We start from the raw sequence: 17,710 nt of genomic DNA, 5'->3' as shown, positions 1-17,710 counted from the left end.
ATACTGGAATATCAAAATTAAGTTTGGCATATGATTCAAATACAGGCCAAAGAATTGTATCTTTATCAAATTTTCAACTTATTGCACCATTTAAAAATACATCAGGCATTGTGGCATTTTCTTTAGTGCTTCAACCTTTAAATATATGTTTTTCTTTTACAGGTATTAAATCATCTCTTCTTTTAAAATTTTTTTCAAAAGATACATCAATAACATCTTCATTATTAGGAATTTTATAAGTAAGAGTAACTTTATCTTTAATTCTATCTACTAAAATTCCGCCTTTTAAAGGAATTCTTGATTGCCTATCATTCACTTCACCTAAAATTTTAGAACTATCAATTATTGTCAAAGTATAAGAAAAATCTTCAGCCCTTGGTCCAGCTTCACCTATAGGAGCAATTTTCTCATTGCTTACTTTAGCATATTTATTTGTAATGTTAAACTTACCATCACCCAATCATTCAATTTGAGAAATTTCACTAATAGCATTAAAAATTCTTGCTCAATCATTATTATCGGGCTCTTTAAATTCATAAAATTGTTTTGTTAAAGTTATTTTTCTTTTTTTAGATTGCTCTTTTGAACGAAAGTTAATAACAATGTTAACAACTTCGTTTTCGTAATCAATTGAGGTTGAACCTAAAGAAACAGTAATCCCTTTATTTTTGAAGTATTTTGAATTGCTAATTTTAAGTGGAGAATTGGTATTAAGATCATCTAATGTATCATAAACTGTTACTTCTGATGTATTAAGATTAATATAGTTCACAATAAAACCAACAGTATCCTGACAAGAAACTGAAGCGGCCGGTAATCCTGCTGCTGCTATTGCGATTAAAGATAATAATAATCTCTTTTTGCTCATAATTCTCCTTAATATTTTATAAATTAGCAATTTACTAATATAAAAGTATTACATTAAAAAATAATACTATATTTATTATTTTTATAGTAATATATATTAGCTAAATATATATTTAGTAATATTAATTAATTGAAAAAATATATTTTATTATTATTTTTATTAATTAAATATCAAATAATATTACATACTTATATTTTATGTTATTTAATAAATTATTATTAAATGCTTGCTAAAACAAATTATTTTTTAATAAAAACAACATATAACAATTAATGTTAATTACTAGTTTGTTTGTTAAACTTTATTAAGTTTAATAATATTTAGTTAATATTTTTTAAATATTAATCATTATTTTTAATTTATTTATCTTTATTACTATTAATTTCCTATTTTTATAAAACGAAGATATAAAAACTTTTAAAAAATTTATTTATTATTTTTATATTAACTAGCTTATTTAATGAAATATTTTGTTTTGAGTTTTTGCTGAATTATAATCTTATTAAAAGCAATTTATCAAAATTGAATGTGGTTTAAAAACATTTTAATGATTTTAAAAAGCTTTTAACAACTTAAAAAATAATAAAAATTAAAAAAAGCTAAAAAATAAAATAAAAAAATACTTTTTTTTAGTTTTTTGGTTTTTATATGTTTATAAGAGTATAATAGTGTTATAAAATACTATTAGAAAGAGGTATATATGAAAAAAGTTTTAGTACTTAGAACATCTGTAAATGCAAATTCTATTACAGATACATTAACAAATGAATTTTTAAAAATTTATACAGCAAAAAATTCAGCAGATCAAATTATTGAATTAGATTTAAATTCTGAAAATTTAATTCCTTTAACAAAAAATAATATAGGAGAATATTTTTCATCACTAAAAGCTGATAAATATATTGAATTATTAAAAAGCGTTGATAAAGTTATTGTTACTGCTCCTATGTATAACTTTAACGTTCCGGCTACATTAAAAATATTTTTTGATATGATAGCACAAGCTCAAAAAACATTTACATATAAGGCTGATGGAGCGCATGGTTTATTGACTCATATTAACGCTCAAATTATTAGTTCTCAAGGCGCTCCAATCGGATGATATGACTGGGCTGACACAACAGTTTGAACAAGTAAAATGTGTGAATTTTTAGGAATTAATGTAACTGGCATAATTAAATTTGCTGGTTCTAAAGTGGCAGGATTCAACTTTGAAGAAGTTAACTGAAGTAAAGAAGTGGAAAAAGATGCATTAGCATTTTAATCAAAAAATATATTAAAACTATATTAACATCTGTTTTTACAGATGTTTTTATTATTCTTTAACATAGCAATTTAATAAAAGTTGTTTATAAACTGATGTTCTATTATCTATTCAAATAAGCTTATATAATATTATGCTAATAATGCCAATTTAAACAAGTTAATTTTTAAAAAGCCTATATAGATTTCTTTGTTATATATTTTTTTAAAGTTATAAATAAAAACTCAAATGCTATTGTCAAATCATTACATTTGAGTTTTTGCGAATAAAATATTAAAAAATCTAAATTATTATTCTTCCTCTTCATCATCATCGTCGTCATCGTCATCATCATCATCGTTGTCATCGTCATCATCATCGTCGTCATCGTCATCATCATCATCATCATCGTTGTCATCATCTGAATTAAGAGCGCCAATAAGATTTTTTATAATGATTCCAAATTTATCTAATAATAAATCACTAATTTCAATAATTTTTTTTGTTACTTTTAATGCTGAAGCATTTTTCATTTCTTTTACTTTATCGTAAATATCAAAAATTAGTTTTTGAATTCCATCCTGAGCAAAAATATCTTTTATAATTGCCAATTTATAATGAATTGATTTTCAATTTTTTACATCTTCATAAGAAGAGTCTGATTCATTTAGGCCATATTCACTCAATACATCATCATATAAAGTATTGATTTCTATTTTTTCATTATCGTCATTTAGTTTTTTAAGATTTTCTTTATTGCTTTTTTCTAAATAAATAATCTGAATAAGTGAGGACCTTAACTTTTCATAGTAATCTCACTCTTCATCTTCTTCAGAATAATGTAAAAAGTTTCTAAAATTATAATCTTTAATTGTGTCAATAATATCTTCATCATTAAATACTTCAAATTTGTATTTGCTTTTTGAATAACGAGCATAAAGTCCCATTGTAAGTTTAATTAATTCTTTTTTAAGCCATAAAGCAGCATTAAAAGTTAACTTTGAAACACCCGTTATTCTTTCTTCATTTTCTTTAAAAGATTGTTTATTAATTTTTTCAAAAATAATATTTGCCATTCCATCAAAATTTTTAAACCCTTCTCAAAAGGTTTCAAAATCAACTTTACCACCCAATGATAAATTAACTATTCACTGAATAATATCAAATAAATATCAAGCTAAATTAGAGACAAATTCTTTGTTTCCATCTTTTTTAAATTCAAATATTTTGCTTGAAGCTTTTATTCCTTCTGTCGCTATTTTAAATACAGTATTTAATACTTCTCTAATATCGCGAATTTTGTCTCATTTATTTACTCCAAATTTAGGATAAATAAATCTAGAATTAATTACTTGTTTAGAAACACCATTTTCAAATATAATTTTGTTTTTAAATTCTGGATCAGAATATCATCCTTGAAATTCTATTTTATTAAAATTAGCTTCATCATCTTCGTCATCTTCATAATCTTCATCATGACGATTTCTTTTATCAAAGCTTGCATTATTAGGTGATTCTTCATTATTTCAAAAAGTTTTTATTTGTCCATCATATCAATCATAATTAATATTTGAAGGTAATGTGTTTTCTTTGATTTTTCCATCTAGCGTTAAAAAAATATATGATTTTTTTAACTTATCTTTTTTAAGATCGGTCATATCAATATTAATAGATTTAGACTGTTCAAAACTTACTAATACTTCAATTTGACTATTTTCTTGTACATCTTCTAGTTGCTCATTTTCTTGATAAAAACTATTAGTATTTTTATATACATATTTAGTTGCAAATAATCCTCTAGATTCATAATTACTTAAATCAAGATCTAAGTCAGGTGCAAAATATTCTTCATCTTCTTCGATAGCTCAACAAGTGTCAATAATTTTATTATCTCTTGTTGATTTAAAAATTATAATTGGAGCATGATTTAATTTTGCTTCAATTTCATAATTAAATTCAGAATTGAATTTGAATGAAAAATTTCCTTCTTCATCAAATTCAATTTGATGTTTAATTCCTTTTTCATCTTTAAAAGTTAAAGAATTCATATCAAATTGATATTTATCATTAGGCTCAGGCTTGCTTTCTTCTAAAAAAGATTCTAATGTATCTTTATTAAGAATTCCATCTTCTTCAAGAAATAAACTATATGTTTGTTTTTCTAATGAAATGGCATCTTGAACTTGAAGTGATAAATTAGGTAATTTTTTAAATACAGCATATAAAGTTGAATCTTTTTCAAATATTTTTAAATTTTCATTATTGACAAAAATATCCGGCATTTTTGCTTTTGAATTAGTGGCTCAACCTAAAAATTTATATCCTTTTTTTGTAGGTTTAATTTTTGGTTTAGCTACTTTGCCATCTTTATAAGTAATTAATTTTTCTTTACCGTCAATATTTAATTTAATATTAATTGGCTCTTTATAAAGAAGCGTACCGCCCTTAAGCTGAATAGAGGAAGATATCGTTTCATTATTAAGTTCTTCTTTTATACCTTTTAATGTTAAAGTATAACTAATATCATTAACGCTTGGAATATCTCCATTATAAGGACTGACATTGATGTTGCTTGCTAATGCATATTTGTTTTTTATTCTTATTAAATCTTTGCCTTTTTCATCTTTGCCCATTCATTGAATAATAGAAAATTTAGTCATTTCATTAAAAATTCTTTCTTTATCAAATGAATCGATTCATTTGAATTCTTTAAATGGTTTTGATAAGAAAATAAAATCTTTTATGTTGTCATTTGTTGAATATAATAACTTAATAATAACTTCTTCTTTTTCAAAATTAATATTAGAATCAACAATTCTTACATTAATGCCTTTTTGTTTGAATTCATTTAAATTTGCAATCTTAATAGGATTAGATCCAAAACTACTTATAGCATCAAAAATAGAAATACTATAAGTATTAAATTGAATATTGTTTGAAATATCTATCGCTAATTTATTAGTTTTTTCCTTAACTAAATATACTTTGTTAATTTCTTGTTGTTTTTTATTAGAACAAGAAATAGATGATATAGAAAGTGCTAATATGGCACTAGTATTTAAAAGCAATAGAAGTTTATTTTTTATCATAAAACTCCTTAAATAATAAGCGGGAAAATAAAATTTATTTCATTTATCTCTGTGCTTGTCTTCATAATTATTTCTAAATAATAAATAATGAATATAAATATCCGTGAATAATAAGGATAAGGTGAATGGATGCGCTTAAAATATTAATTAAATTATTAATTTTGAAGCATGTTTTATATTTAAGTTTATAAATTATGTAATGAAAAATACATATAAAATTTAAACAAAATAAAAAAATGCTTTTAATTGAAAATGGCATAAAAAAAGTAAATGTCTATTTTATTTTTTTTCTTTACCTTTTTTATCTTGCTCTAATAATACATATAATGAAGTGTATAACCTTGTAATAAAACTTGAAATATCGCCTGCTAACTTAACTGTTGTTTTTGCAATTTGAAAAGCTCTGTCTTTTTTACTGTCTTTGATTAATTGATAAGCAGTTACCATAATATCTTGAATGCCGCCTTTACCAGCTATAGTTTCAGCAAATTCATTTAATTTGATTAAGTAAGGGTGTAGGGATTTTGATTTTTCTTTTAAAGTAAGAGCTGTATTTATATCTAAAGAATTTTTATTTTGAGCGCTAGTGGTGCTGCTATTAGATTTTCCTGCAAATTCATTTATATATTTTTCTTTAATACTACTTTTTCCGTTATTAATAGTTTTATTGGTTATACAATTTTCTATCAATCCATTCAATACCATAACCTTAACAAATTCAACTCTTTGTTTTTTAGCATTTTCATCCGAATTTAAAAATTTACTAAAATCTCATTTCTTCACTTTATCAGTAAATACACTGTCTCTAAATTCACCAGTACCATAGGTAGAATTAATAGCAACAATAGCTTTTGCAATTTCTTCTATAAATTTTGTAATAGAATTAACTATTACTGAAGATGACCCTTTAAAAGAAGGTTCTCCATTTAATTTTAAAAATTCATTATTATTGTCATCATTTTCATTTCAATTAAATGCTTTATCAACTATTCTATTAATAGATTCATAACCTTTTCAAAATTCTTCGCTAGTTCTTTTTCCGCCCATTAATAAATAAGTAACTCATCTTACAAAACTAATAGCATCTTTTGTAATATCAGCATATTTTTTAATTTTTTCAAAATTAGCTGCTGTAGATGCAGATTTTTCAGCAATTTCAAATATAATTTCAAAAATTTCTCTTATATCACGAATTTTATCTCATTTATCAGCTGTAAATTTAGGATAAATTTTATTTGTTCTAATTGGGTATTTTGATAAACCGTCTTTAAATATAATTTTATTTCTAAATTCAGGATCAGAATATCATCCGGTAAAAACAACACCTTTTTCTTTTTCTGCTTTACTTCTTTTGTCAAAAGCTTCATTATTTTGAACATCTGATTCATCAAATTTTCTTGGTGATTCACCTTTATATCAACTGAAATCAATTTTTGGAAGATATGTTTCTTTTAATCTGCCATCAAGTGTTAAAAATTGGTCTGAAACTTCTTTATTTGATTCCAATGTTGAGCTTTCAATTTTAATTTGTTTTGTTGATTTAAATTGTAATTCTACTATTTCTTCGTTATCTTTATTTTGTAAATCAAATAATTTATCTACTTTATATTCTGTGCCATCTAGGAAGAATTTTTTAAATAGATATTGACCTTTCATTTCTTGTTTAGATAAATCAATGCTAAATACTGGAGAAGTAAATAAAATTTCCTCCTCATCAATTATTTTGTTTGCTCAAATATGACCAATAAATTCATCTGTTTCTTGCTTTTTAAAGATATAAACAGGTTCATGCATGTAATTTACATTCAAAGTATATTCTTTACCAATTTCAAATTTAACTATTGATTCGCCATCTTCATCAAATAAAAACGGATATTCATTTTTGCTTGAATCTGTATATTTTAATGTTTCACTATCAAATGATCATTTATTAGCATCTTTTACAGAATCTATGCCATCTTGAATTAATTTAGTAATTCTTTCTTTAGTAACTTCACCATTTTCGCCTAACACCAATGTTTTTATAGTATCTTTTTGATAATTTAGTTTAGGCAATTTAACCAAAAGAGTTGGATATTTTGCAAATACAGCATAAATAGTTGTTGGTTTAACAAATTTATGCTCTTTTTCACCATTAATAAATATGTTTGGTTTTGTAGCATTTTCTTGAGTGCTTCAACCTAAAAACTTGTGATTTTCTTTCCATTTTGGATCTTCAGGTTTTTGAATGATACCTTCATCTGATTTTATAGTTTTAATATTGCCATTTGTATCATCAATAGTAATATTAATAACATCATTTCTAGTAATTGTTCCGCCCGTTAATAAGTAATTTGAAGTAATATCTTCAAAATTGCCCGTTACTTTTGAACTGTTTGTAACTGTTAATCTATAAGAAATTCTATCTACTGTTGGAATTTCTCCTTCATATGGACTTTGTACAATTTCAGCAGCTTTACCAAATGCATTTTTAATTTTAATATTTCATTTGCCATCAGCATTTTTGCCATGTAGTTCAATTTTTGTATATTTTGTTAATCCAGCAAATATTCTACTTCAGTCATTCCCATCAATTCATTTAAAATCCGCAAATGGAATATTAAAAGTAATTGGATTTTTACCAATTTTTCCATTTTGTCTATATGTTATTTGAACAACAAGTTGTTCTTTTTCATAATCAATAACCTGTTTAGAAAATCCTAATCTAATACCCTTTTCTTTAAATTCTTTTTCATTAACTATTTTAAGTTGCAAATTTGTAATTCCACCTAATGCATCATAAACTGTAATATCTTCTGTATTTAGCTGAATTGTTGAAGCTATATAATTTTCTATTTCAGTTCTTGAAGAATTATTTTCTAATCTAGAATCACTATTATATTGTCCTTTTATTTTATTATTACAAGAAACAGAAAAAGTAGAAAGTATCAAAGCGCTTGCACTTAAAGCAAACAGAAATTGTTTTTTCTTCATAATCTCCTTTTAATATAAAAAAGTTTATTTTCATAATTAATTATTTAAAAAATATTTATATTTAAAATAGGTATTAAACCTTGTTTTTAATTAAAAATATATAGTATAAAAATAAATCGGTAAAAAATTTAATAAATTTTTGTTATTTATATAATATCATAAAACTAATTCTATTAGTAAAATAATAACAAAAAAATTGTATTTATTTAGATAGTGAATTAGACCATAAGGATTTAAAAATAATTTTTGTTTCTAAAAAAATATAAATTGTAAAAAATTCAACTGTCGTTATTTAATTTTAATAAATTATTAAGTAATTTGATTTGTTTAAGATTTTGGTTATAAAATTAGTGTTTTCATGTGGTTACTATTAAATATTATTTATGGGCAAAATAATTAAAAGTAAAATAAAAAAGCGCTTTGGCCTGCGCTTTTATCATTTTGTATATTAAAAATTTTGTGGTTTTTATTTTGCCTCTTTTTCAGTTTCTTTTAAATATTTATACGCTTTATACATATTTTTTATTTTATTTGCTATTTTTGTTGTTATGCTTAATGTTCTTGTTGTTATGTTAGCTGCTGAACTTGAAAAAGAATCAACCGCTAATTCATATAATTCGAATATTATAGTTTGAATGCCTTTTTTTCCAATAAGCTCTTCAATAAAATTATTTAAATTTGTTAAATATGGATGTTGCTTTTTGTTTTTGTTCTTTCCTCCATTTTCTTTAACTTCAAATACTTTATCTATTGATACCTGACTTTTAGATTTAGCGCCATTCTCTTTAGCTGCTTTTTTAATTTTTAATTTTTTCTTACTTTTTTTTGCTCCAAAAATATAAGTTAAAAACATTTCATGATCTTTATCTCAATTATCATTATTATCTGGAATAAGTTTATTAAGTGCTAAAATTTCAAGAAATTTAACACGCTTTTCAGCAGAAGAATTTTCTGCATTAAGAAATTTTGAAAAATCTCATTTTTCTAAATCTGCTGCATCAGTAAATACTGAATTTTTGAATGATAATTTTGAATATTTACCCACCATTCCTACTATAGTCTTAATAAATTCGGAGGCTAGCTCAAGCATATACTCAATAAATTTTTGTGATGAACCTTCAAATTCATCTCCATCAGCTAGCTTTAAAGTTGTTAAAATATTAATTTTTCGTTTATTTGTTGTTTCTTTTATAAAATATCAAATTAAATCAAAACCATCAAAAAATTCTTTTGATTGTACTTTGCCGCCTAAAACTAGATATGAAAATCATTTAAATAATTTTAAAATTTGTTCAGAATATTCTGTGTATTTTTTATTACCATTATCTACTATTTCACCAGCAACACTAACCGAAACACTTGCAACTTCTAAAATAGAATCCATTATTTGTCTTACATCGCGAATTCTATCTCATTTATTTTGAGTAAATCTTGCATAAATTCCTTTGCCTTTTAATGAAGTTGTTGAAATTCCATTTTTAAATGTGATTTTATTTCTAAATTCAGGATCAGAATATCATCCAGCAAAAGAAACACCTTTTTGTATTTCTTCATTACTTCTATTATCGAAAGCTTTATTATTTTCAGCTTCTTCCGGCTTAAATAATCTTTTTGATATTCCATTATATCAACTATAGTTAATATCTTTAGGTAAATATTCTTCTCTTAATTTTCCATCAGGTGTTAAGTATAATACTGTATTAGAAACTTTGTTTTCTATAAGATTGCTTTTATCTAAATTAATAGAATTTGTATTTTGTAATTCAACAAAAACATTAACTTCATTTTTTGAAGATATATTACTAATGATTTCCCCTGGTTTATAAGGTATTTCTTCTGTTAAATCTAAATAGAAGAAGCGTTTTGCATAACTTCCTTTTGCTTCTAAATTACTTAAATTTAAACTAGCTGCAGGCGCTTTAAATATTTTTTCTTCTTCAATTACTTCTTCATCGGCTCAAATATAACCTAAAACTGATTGAGTTTCAGAATTTCTAAAAACAAATACAGGCAAATGAGTGTAATTTGGATAAATATCATATTCTTTACCAATTTCAAACTTATTTGTTAACTCGCCTTGCTCATTAAAGTTAAATCTTGATTTAGCTTGTCCTTTTTCAGCAAACTGAATATCTTCAAACATAAATGATCATTTATTCGTTGGTTCAGGCTTATTATCTTCAACTCATTTAATTAACTCTTCTTTAGTTAATAATCCTGATTCAGTTAATGTTAAACTTACTTTTTTAGATTCTTGGCCGCTTAAACTGTTTATATTTAAAATTAAGGTTGGTAATTTTTTAAATACAGCATATAAAGAAGTATTACTATTAAATGTGTGTTTAACTTCGCCATTTAAAAATACATTAGGTTCTGTTGATTCTTCTTCGGTGCTTCAACCAACAAATACATATCCTTCTTTTGTTGGTTGTGAATTTGGAATGCCAATTACTCCTTCTTCAGAATTAATTGTTCCTAAATTTTCTTCACCATTTATTAATGTGATAATAATATCTTCTTTATTGATGATTGTTCCCCCGCTAATGGGGTGAGATGATTCTTTATTAGCAACATCTCCACCATCGCTTAATACTTTATTGCTATTTTTAATAGTTAGAGTATATGAAATTTGACTAGGTATTGGTAGTGTGCCTTTTGGAGCGCCATTTTGTACATTTGAAATAGTTCCATATTCATTTTTAACAATAATTTTATGACTGCCATCAGCGTTTTTGCCATGTAATTCAATTTTTGTATATTTTGTTAGTCCTAAAAATATTCTATTTCAATCACTGGCATCTGGTCTTTTAAAATCATCAAAAGGTATAATGCTAATGAAAGAGCTTCATGTTTTTTGTTTTAAAACTTTATATAACACTTTGACTAAAACTTCAGACTTATTATAATCAATAAATGTTTCAGCTATAGCAACTTTAATTCCCTCTTTTTTAAATTTTTTCAAATTTGTAATTTTAAGTGATTCGGTTGTAATATCGCCTATAGCATCATAAACTGTTATATCTTCAACATTTAACTCTATTTCACGTTGAATATATCCTTCAACTTCAGTAAAAATTGTACTTTGTGCTAAATTAACTTCTGTTCTTTGTTTAGTTTCTTTTTCGCCACAAGAAACTGCAAGCATAGGTAATGCCAATGTGGCTGCACCTAATGCAATAAGTAATTGTTTTTTCCTCATAAATATCCTCAAATTAATTTTTATCTATAATTTAATTAAACAATAATTAAATGATTACTTTTAATTAAAAAAATAATAACAATTAATAAACTGAAAAAATTTTTCAAAAATGAAAAAAATAACCCGTAATTAACTGGTGTGTTTAATTTTTTGTATAAATTTGCATAAAAATAATAATTTTTTTGTTATATATTTTTATTATGATGTAATTATAAAAATATTTAAAAATGATAATAATTTCATTTACTTTATTACAAAGCAAAAACTAATAAAAATAATAAAAAATAAAGAATATATAATTGGTTATCAATCAAAAAAAATAAAAACTATAAGTATTTTAAAGTGCTTATAGTTTTTATTTTTTTTCTTTATTTTTATCTAATTTTTCTTTAACAGCTTTTTTGAACTCTAATATTTTTTCGGCAATTGATGAACCCGTTTTTATTGTTTCTTTTATTGCAAATGGAACAGTTGTTTTAAGTTTTTCTTTTGAAAAATTAAATTTTAAAAAGTCTGATACATAATTTATTATTAAAAATATTATGCCGTCTTCTTCATTAATTAAGGCATTTACCATACTTTCTACATTTTCGTCTTTATCAAGCTCTTTTTCTTCTTCTTGTTGTTCTTTTTGTTTATTATTTTTTAAAGCTTTTGTAAGAAGTTTTATTAAAGAATCTTTAGCGCCTCCTACTAAACTTGTAAAATCATCAACAAGATCGTCGCCTTTAGGTAATTCTATTGAATTGATATCAATAATTACTCCTTGAGAATCAACTACTTTTTTATTTAAAACTAATAATTTCAAAATTAACTGAGTAATTGCCGGCACCAATAATCTTTCTAATTCTATTTTAGTTGATTCATTAAGTCATTCTTTTAAATTAGTAGTATTTAAAATCAATATAAGTGCTTTAATAAATGCTAAAGCACTGCTAGGTATTAATCCAGGGGCATTTTTATTGGAAATTTCATTATAATTAAAAGATATTTGATCATATGTTAAAACGCCTCCAAGCGATATATAAAGAATGTCTTTAAATGGCAAAAGTAAAGATTTAACATTAATATATGTTTCATTTCCACCTATAGTATCAAAATTATCCAATATACTTAAAATAGGTAATGAAAAATTCAAAATATTATTTATTATTTCTCTTGTATCTCTAACAATATCTCAAGGATTGCTTTTAAAACGTGGATATAGCATATTTGATTTTATGGCTTTTGTAGATATTCCATTTTCAAAGTAAATTTTTTCTTTAAATTTAGGATCTGTATATCAACCATCAAATTCTATGCCTGCCGATATTTCTTCATCACTTCTTTTATCAAAAACTTTATTATTAGGAAGAAATCTCATATATTTTCCATTAGGATCAGGCAAAAATTGCGGGAACAATCTATAGGCGCTGAACTCTGACAATTTATTAAGATTAAAAAGTTTGTAATCAACATTTTTAGGCAAAAACTGTTCTTTTAGCTTTCCTTCAGGAGTTAAATAAACATAAGGACTTTCTAATAAACCAGTATCCAGATATTCGTTTGAAATAGTTAGTTTTTTAGTTTGCTCAAAATCAACAAGAACTTCAATAATTTCATTATCAATATCATCACTTACTAAAAACCCGCCTTTATAAGGATTGTCATCATCTTTATATTTTATTGAAGAAAGATAAAGTCCTTTTTCTTCTTTCTCCTTAAAGCCAGTTGGAGCTAAAGGCGTTTGACTGCCTTGAGCAGTTATTTCTATTCATTTTTTATCTAATATTTCATCAGTTTTAGCGTCTTTAAATATATAGATAGGATCATGCGAAAATAAAGGAATAAGATTGTAAATTTTGCCAATTTCAAACTGATTAGATAATTCACCATTTTCATTAAAAATTAATTTAATTTGCTGCTTATGTTCATCTTCAACAAAATATTCTTCATTTTCAGCAATTCTTCATCTCTCTTTGGGTTCAGGAATATTTTTCTCTACAAACTCTTCAATTTGTTTTTTTGTTACTTTTCTTTTTTTAGAAAGAATTAATTCATTTGAAGCTTTAATATTTGTAAAGTAAGAACCGTCTACCACAAATGTTGGAAGTTTAGCAAAAACTGGATATATAGAAATATCACTTTTAATTGTTGTATGTGTATATTTAGAATTAAGAAAAATATTTGGTTTAACAGCATGTTTATTGGTGCTTCAGCCTATAAATTCATAATCTTCTTTAGTTGGTATAAAATTAGGTTTTGGAAATAAACCTCCATATGATTTATCATCAAGCTGAACCTGAACAAGGCGTTGTTCCTTAGTTGTTCCATCAGGAAGAACAATGGTTACAGTAATAATTGATTCAGACTTATCAATTATAGTTCCGCCACTAATAAATTCTTCAGATTCTCGATCTTTAGTATGTCCAGTTACAATACCACTTTTATCTAAAATTAAACGATACTTAACTTGATCAATTGTTGGTACACCTTTTACATTATCTGAAACTTCAACTTCAGGAATAATACCAAATCTATTAGCCGCTAATACTTCGCCGTTGCCCTTTCAAATTAATTGCGTTTCTTTAGCTATTCCTTTAAATATTCTTTTTCAATCGCTTTCCTCAATTTCTTTAAATTCAAAAAATGGTATTGAAAAATATGTTTTTCCTCTAAATGTAGGATCATCTTTTGTATAAAAAATTGCTTCAATAAGAAGAGCTTCATCTTCAAAGTCAAAAACTTTACTTTTTAGAGTAATATAAACGCCTTTATCAGAAAAATCATTAATGTTAACAATTTTTAATGACTGGCCAGTTTCAAACTCACCAAGTGCATCATAAGCTGTTATATCAGCTGTATTAAATACAATGTTATTTTGAATAAAATCATCAACATAAGAACAAGAAATAGCAGCTGAAGGAATGCCGACAGCCCCTATTCCTAATAAGGATAAAATTATTTTCTTTAATTTCATATTACTCCTTGCTAAGTAGAATAATTACTTGCAATTTATATTCATTATTTAATTAATAATGATTCTTCATCCATTTCAACTGATTTTTTAATATTCATATAATCTAAGACTGTAGGAGCTATATTGGCTAATTTACCATCTTTCAATTTTACATTTTTATCATTACATATTAACATAACTGGGCTTGAAGTGTGTTTTGTTGCTGGTTTATTATTCTCATCTTCTGTAATTTCAGCATTTCCGTGATCAGCAGTAATAAAAACAGCTACATTATTTTTTTGTGCTCACTCTCACACCCTTCCTATTTGAGTATCTAAAAATTCAACAGCTTTAATGGCAGCGCTTAAATTTCCTGTATGACCAACCATATCTGGATTAGCATAATTCATAATAGTTAAATCATAGCTGGTTCCAAACTCAAGAAGTTTATCGGTTATTTCTTTAGCTGACATTTGCGGTGCATCAGCATATGAATCAACTTTAAGAGAATCTACCATAATTCTTTTTGAATTTTTAAATTCAATGTCATTTCCACCATCCATAAAATAAGTAACATGAGCATATTTTTGTGTTTCAGCAATTCTTAATTGTGTTTTTCCTTTAAGTTCAATAACTCTACCAATTGGCATTGGTACAGCCATTTCATCAAAAGCAATATCACAATTTATGCCTTCATATTTCATCATTGAAACAAAAACATTAATTTTAACAAGAGTTGATGGTTGATAATTATATAATTCACTACCTATTAACATATGTGTTAACTGACGTGCTCTGTCTGGTCTAAAGTTAAAGAAAATTACAGAATCACCATTTTTAATAAATTGATCAGTGTTTTCATTCATTGCTGGAACAAAAAACTCATCAAAAATGCCTTGTTCATATTGTTCTTCCACATATTTGAAAGGACAGTGAAATTTATTGCCTTCAATGCCAAGCATAGCTTTATACATAACTTCATTTCTATTAAACATGGTATCCCTATCCATAGAATAGAATCTACCACCTATACTTGCAATTACATATCCATATTCATTACACTTAGAATATAGTTTTTTTAATGAAGGTAAAATTGATTGTGGTTTAACATCTCTACCATCTCCAAAAACGTGGACAGATAATTTTTTTACGCCATGCTCATAAGCTGAATCTAATAATTCTCATAAGTGATCTTCAAGTGAATGTACACCGCCTGAAGAAAGAAGGCCCATAATATGCAATGTTGAATCATTTTTTTTAACATCATCAAATGCTTTTAAAAACTTTTCATTAGACTTAAATTTATTTTTATTTAATGCATCTTTAATTAGTGATAGCCCTGTATAAACTACTGTACCAGCCCCAATATTTAAATGTCCAACTTCACTATTGCCCATTTGACCTTCTGGCAATCCTACATATTCTCCTGATGCTTGAATAATACTATTAGGGTATTCTTTAAATAACTTATCAAATACTGGAGTATTTGCAAGCTTAAAAGCATTCCCTTGTCTTTCTTCTCTTAAACCTAATCCATCTATAACAATTAACACTGTTGGTTTATTCATTATCTTCTCCTTTAGTTCCTATTTTTACATGTGCTGGAATAATAACGCGATCATGCAACATATAACCTTTTGTTAGTACTTCGACAACTTGATTCTTTTTTGCTTCAGGTTCAAACATTGTTGCTGTCGCTTTATGTGCATCAAACTCTTCGCCAGCTTTTATTACTAACTCAGTTATACCATTATCAAAAAAAGCATTTTCCATTTGTTTTTTTAGCATCTCAAAACCTAAACAAAAACGTTGAACCGCTTCATTATTACCATTCATGCCTAAATTAATAGCTGTATCAAAACTTATAAATATAGGTAATAATTTTTCATAAAATGATTGATTGCCATACATTTTAATATTTTTCTTTTCTTGTGCTAATAGCATGGCATTCTTTTCTTCTGCATCTTTCAATTGTTTACTTGCTTTAACGCTTAATTCTTTACTTTTTTCAATAAAAGATTCATTAACCTGATTAATTTTAACTTTAAGTGAAGAAACTTCTAGCTCTGTATTTAAAAGTTTCTTTTTTAAAAGTTCAATTTCTGAATTTAATGCGGCATTTTCTTTTTCAAGCTGAGCAGATTTTGCAACAAAATCTTCATGTTGAATATTATTTCCATTTTCCTTATTTTGGGCGCATTCTAAGTTACAATTTTTAACTATTTTAGAATTGTTATTTTGTTGCTGACAAGATTTATTTTTATTCTTTTCATGTTTATTATTATTTTCATTTTTACTCATTATTACTCTCTTTCTTTAACTGTATTTGTTTCTGTTCCAATAACGCTGATATCGTTTTTAAAACTGTTTTCGCTTTATTATAATCAAGTCTTTTTGGTCCTACAATACTAATTTCCTTGATTTTTTCCGGCGATGAAATTCTCTTTGATATTAAACTGCTATCTCCTGAAACTAATAATTTTATATTATCTTCATCTTGAGTATGATCTTCTATCATTTTCCATATTGATTCATTTTCTACTATATATATAAGCTTGCTTAAATTTGGTCTAGATATATCTTTAGATAAAATCATACTGCTTTTGTTATAAACTTTATTAGAGTTTTTTTGTTCAAAGGTAAATACTTTATCTACAAAACTTTTAAGGATATCTTCATAATTTTTAACAGTTCTTTCTAATATTATAGAAAGTTGCATGGTTTTGCTTCTTAATTCTATTAATGGAGTATTTATTAAACGCTCCTTAAATAATCTTATAGCAATTCTTACATCATCAATATTTCCTTTTTCAAAGGTTATAATTTTTGATCAAACATTTCCTGATGAACTAACTATGATTACTGTTCCTTGAGTTTGAGATATTGGAACTAACTGAATGGACATTAACAATTCATTTGAATTGTCGCTTGAAGCCACTAGCGTTAAATCATAAGATTGTGCTATTGTTTGTAAAGCTAAATCTATAGTTTCATCAATAGATACTCTTCTTTTAGCAAATAAATCTTCTATCATGCTTTTTATTTTCGTATCTAAATCTACTGACAAAAAACATCCATAATAATTAAATCCTTTTGCTGTTGGAATTCTTCCGCTTGATATATGCTCTTTTTCAAGAAAACCTTTTTGTTCCAATGTGGCCATAAAATTTCTTATAGTTGCACTAGATACATTTAATTCTGTTTGTTGCATTAAATGTTTTGATCCAACTGGTTTTCCTGTTTGAATATAATTTTCGATTATAGCTTTAAAATAAACCCTTTCCTTTAAATTTAAATCATCTAATTTTATTTTTTCCATGTAATAAGTATATCACATTTAGCACCAGAGTGCTAATCTAAAATAAATTTTACAATACTAAAAAAGTGTGCTATAATAAGT

General features: G+C 25.2%; 9 protein-coding genes. 1 reads left to right on the top strand and 8 read right to left on the bottom strand.

The features are described from left to right. A partial coding sequence (locus QMA87_RS02620) for a hypothetical protein (RefSeq protein ID WP_283833804.1) occupies positions 1-868 on the bottom strand: 868 nt, incomplete at its 3' end. A 700-nt stretch (positions 869-1,568) separates the two neighbouring features. Between QMA87_RS02620 and QMA87_RS02615 the strand changes: the two genes are divergently transcribed. Beyond that, positions 1,569-2,132 (top strand): FMN-dependent NADH-azoreductase, encoded by a 564-nt coding sequence (locus QMA87_RS02615; RefSeq protein ID WP_283833803.1) that lies wholly within the window; start codon positions 1,569-1,571, stop codon positions 2,130-2,132. Positions 2,133-2,422: 290 nt separating this feature from the next. On the opposite strand, the gene QMA87_RS02610 is transcribed toward QMA87_RS02615, so the two are convergent. The 7 genes from QMA87_RS02610 to hrcA form a co-directional block, all read right to left on the bottom strand. Next, on the bottom strand, positions 2,423-5,200 hold the full coding sequence (locus QMA87_RS02610; protein ID WP_283833802.1) for an InlB B-repeat-containing protein: 2,778 nt from the start codon (positions 5,198-5,200) through the stop codon (positions 2,423-2,425). A 279-nt stretch (positions 5,201-5,479) separates the two neighbouring features. Further along, a complete protein-coding gene (locus tag QMA87_RS02605) occupies positions 5,480-8,173 on the bottom strand; it encodes an InlB B-repeat-containing protein (RefSeq protein WP_283833801.1) in 2,694 nt (897 codons plus the stop codon). Positions 8,174-8,639: 466 nt separating this feature from the next. Then, the gene (locus QMA87_RS02600) at positions 8,640-11,372 is read right to left on the bottom strand and encodes an InlB B-repeat-containing protein (protein ID WP_283833800.1); all 2,733 of its coding nucleotides are present in this window, start codon (positions 11,370-11,372) and stop codon (positions 8,640-8,642) included. Between the two features lie 355 nt (positions 11,373-11,727). Further along, entirely contained in the window at positions 11,728-14,331 is a 2,604-nt protein-coding gene (locus tag QMA87_RS02595; RefSeq protein ID WP_283833799.1) for an InlB B-repeat-containing protein, read from the bottom strand. A 44-nt stretch (positions 14,332-14,375) separates the two neighbouring features. Beyond that, the gene (gpmI, locus tag QMA87_RS02590) at positions 14,376-15,878 is read right to left on the bottom strand and encodes a 2,3-bisphosphoglycerate-independent phosphoglycerate mutase (RefSeq protein ID WP_283827327.1); all 1,503 of its coding nucleotides are present in this window, start codon (positions 15,876-15,878) and stop codon (positions 14,376-14,378) included. Continuing rightward, positions 15,871-16,611 (bottom strand): nucleotide exchange factor GrpE, encoded by a 741-nt coding sequence (locus tag QMA87_RS02585; protein WP_283827328.1) that lies wholly within the window; start codon positions 16,609-16,611, stop codon positions 15,871-15,873. The genes gpmI and QMA87_RS02585 overlap by 8 nt, the downstream gene beginning before the upstream one ends. Continuing rightward, complete coding sequence (gene hrcA, locus QMA87_RS02580; protein WP_283830421.1) at positions 16,604-17,629, bottom strand: heat-inducible transcriptional repressor HrcA; 1,026 nt, start codon at positions 17,627-17,629, stop codon at positions 16,604-16,606. The genes QMA87_RS02585 and hrcA overlap by 8 nt, the downstream gene beginning before the upstream one ends. Positions 17,630-17,710 lie beyond the last annotated feature (81 nt).

The organism is Mycoplasma phocimorsus (assembly GCF_030077875.1).
GTDB classification, from domain to species: Bacteria; Bacillota_I; Bacilli_A; order Mycoplasmatales; family Metamycoplasmataceae; genus Mycoplasma_H; species Mycoplasma_H phocimorsus.
Note: the sequence above shows the minus strand (reverse complement) of the source record. Positions and strands in the feature narration are given on the sequence as shown.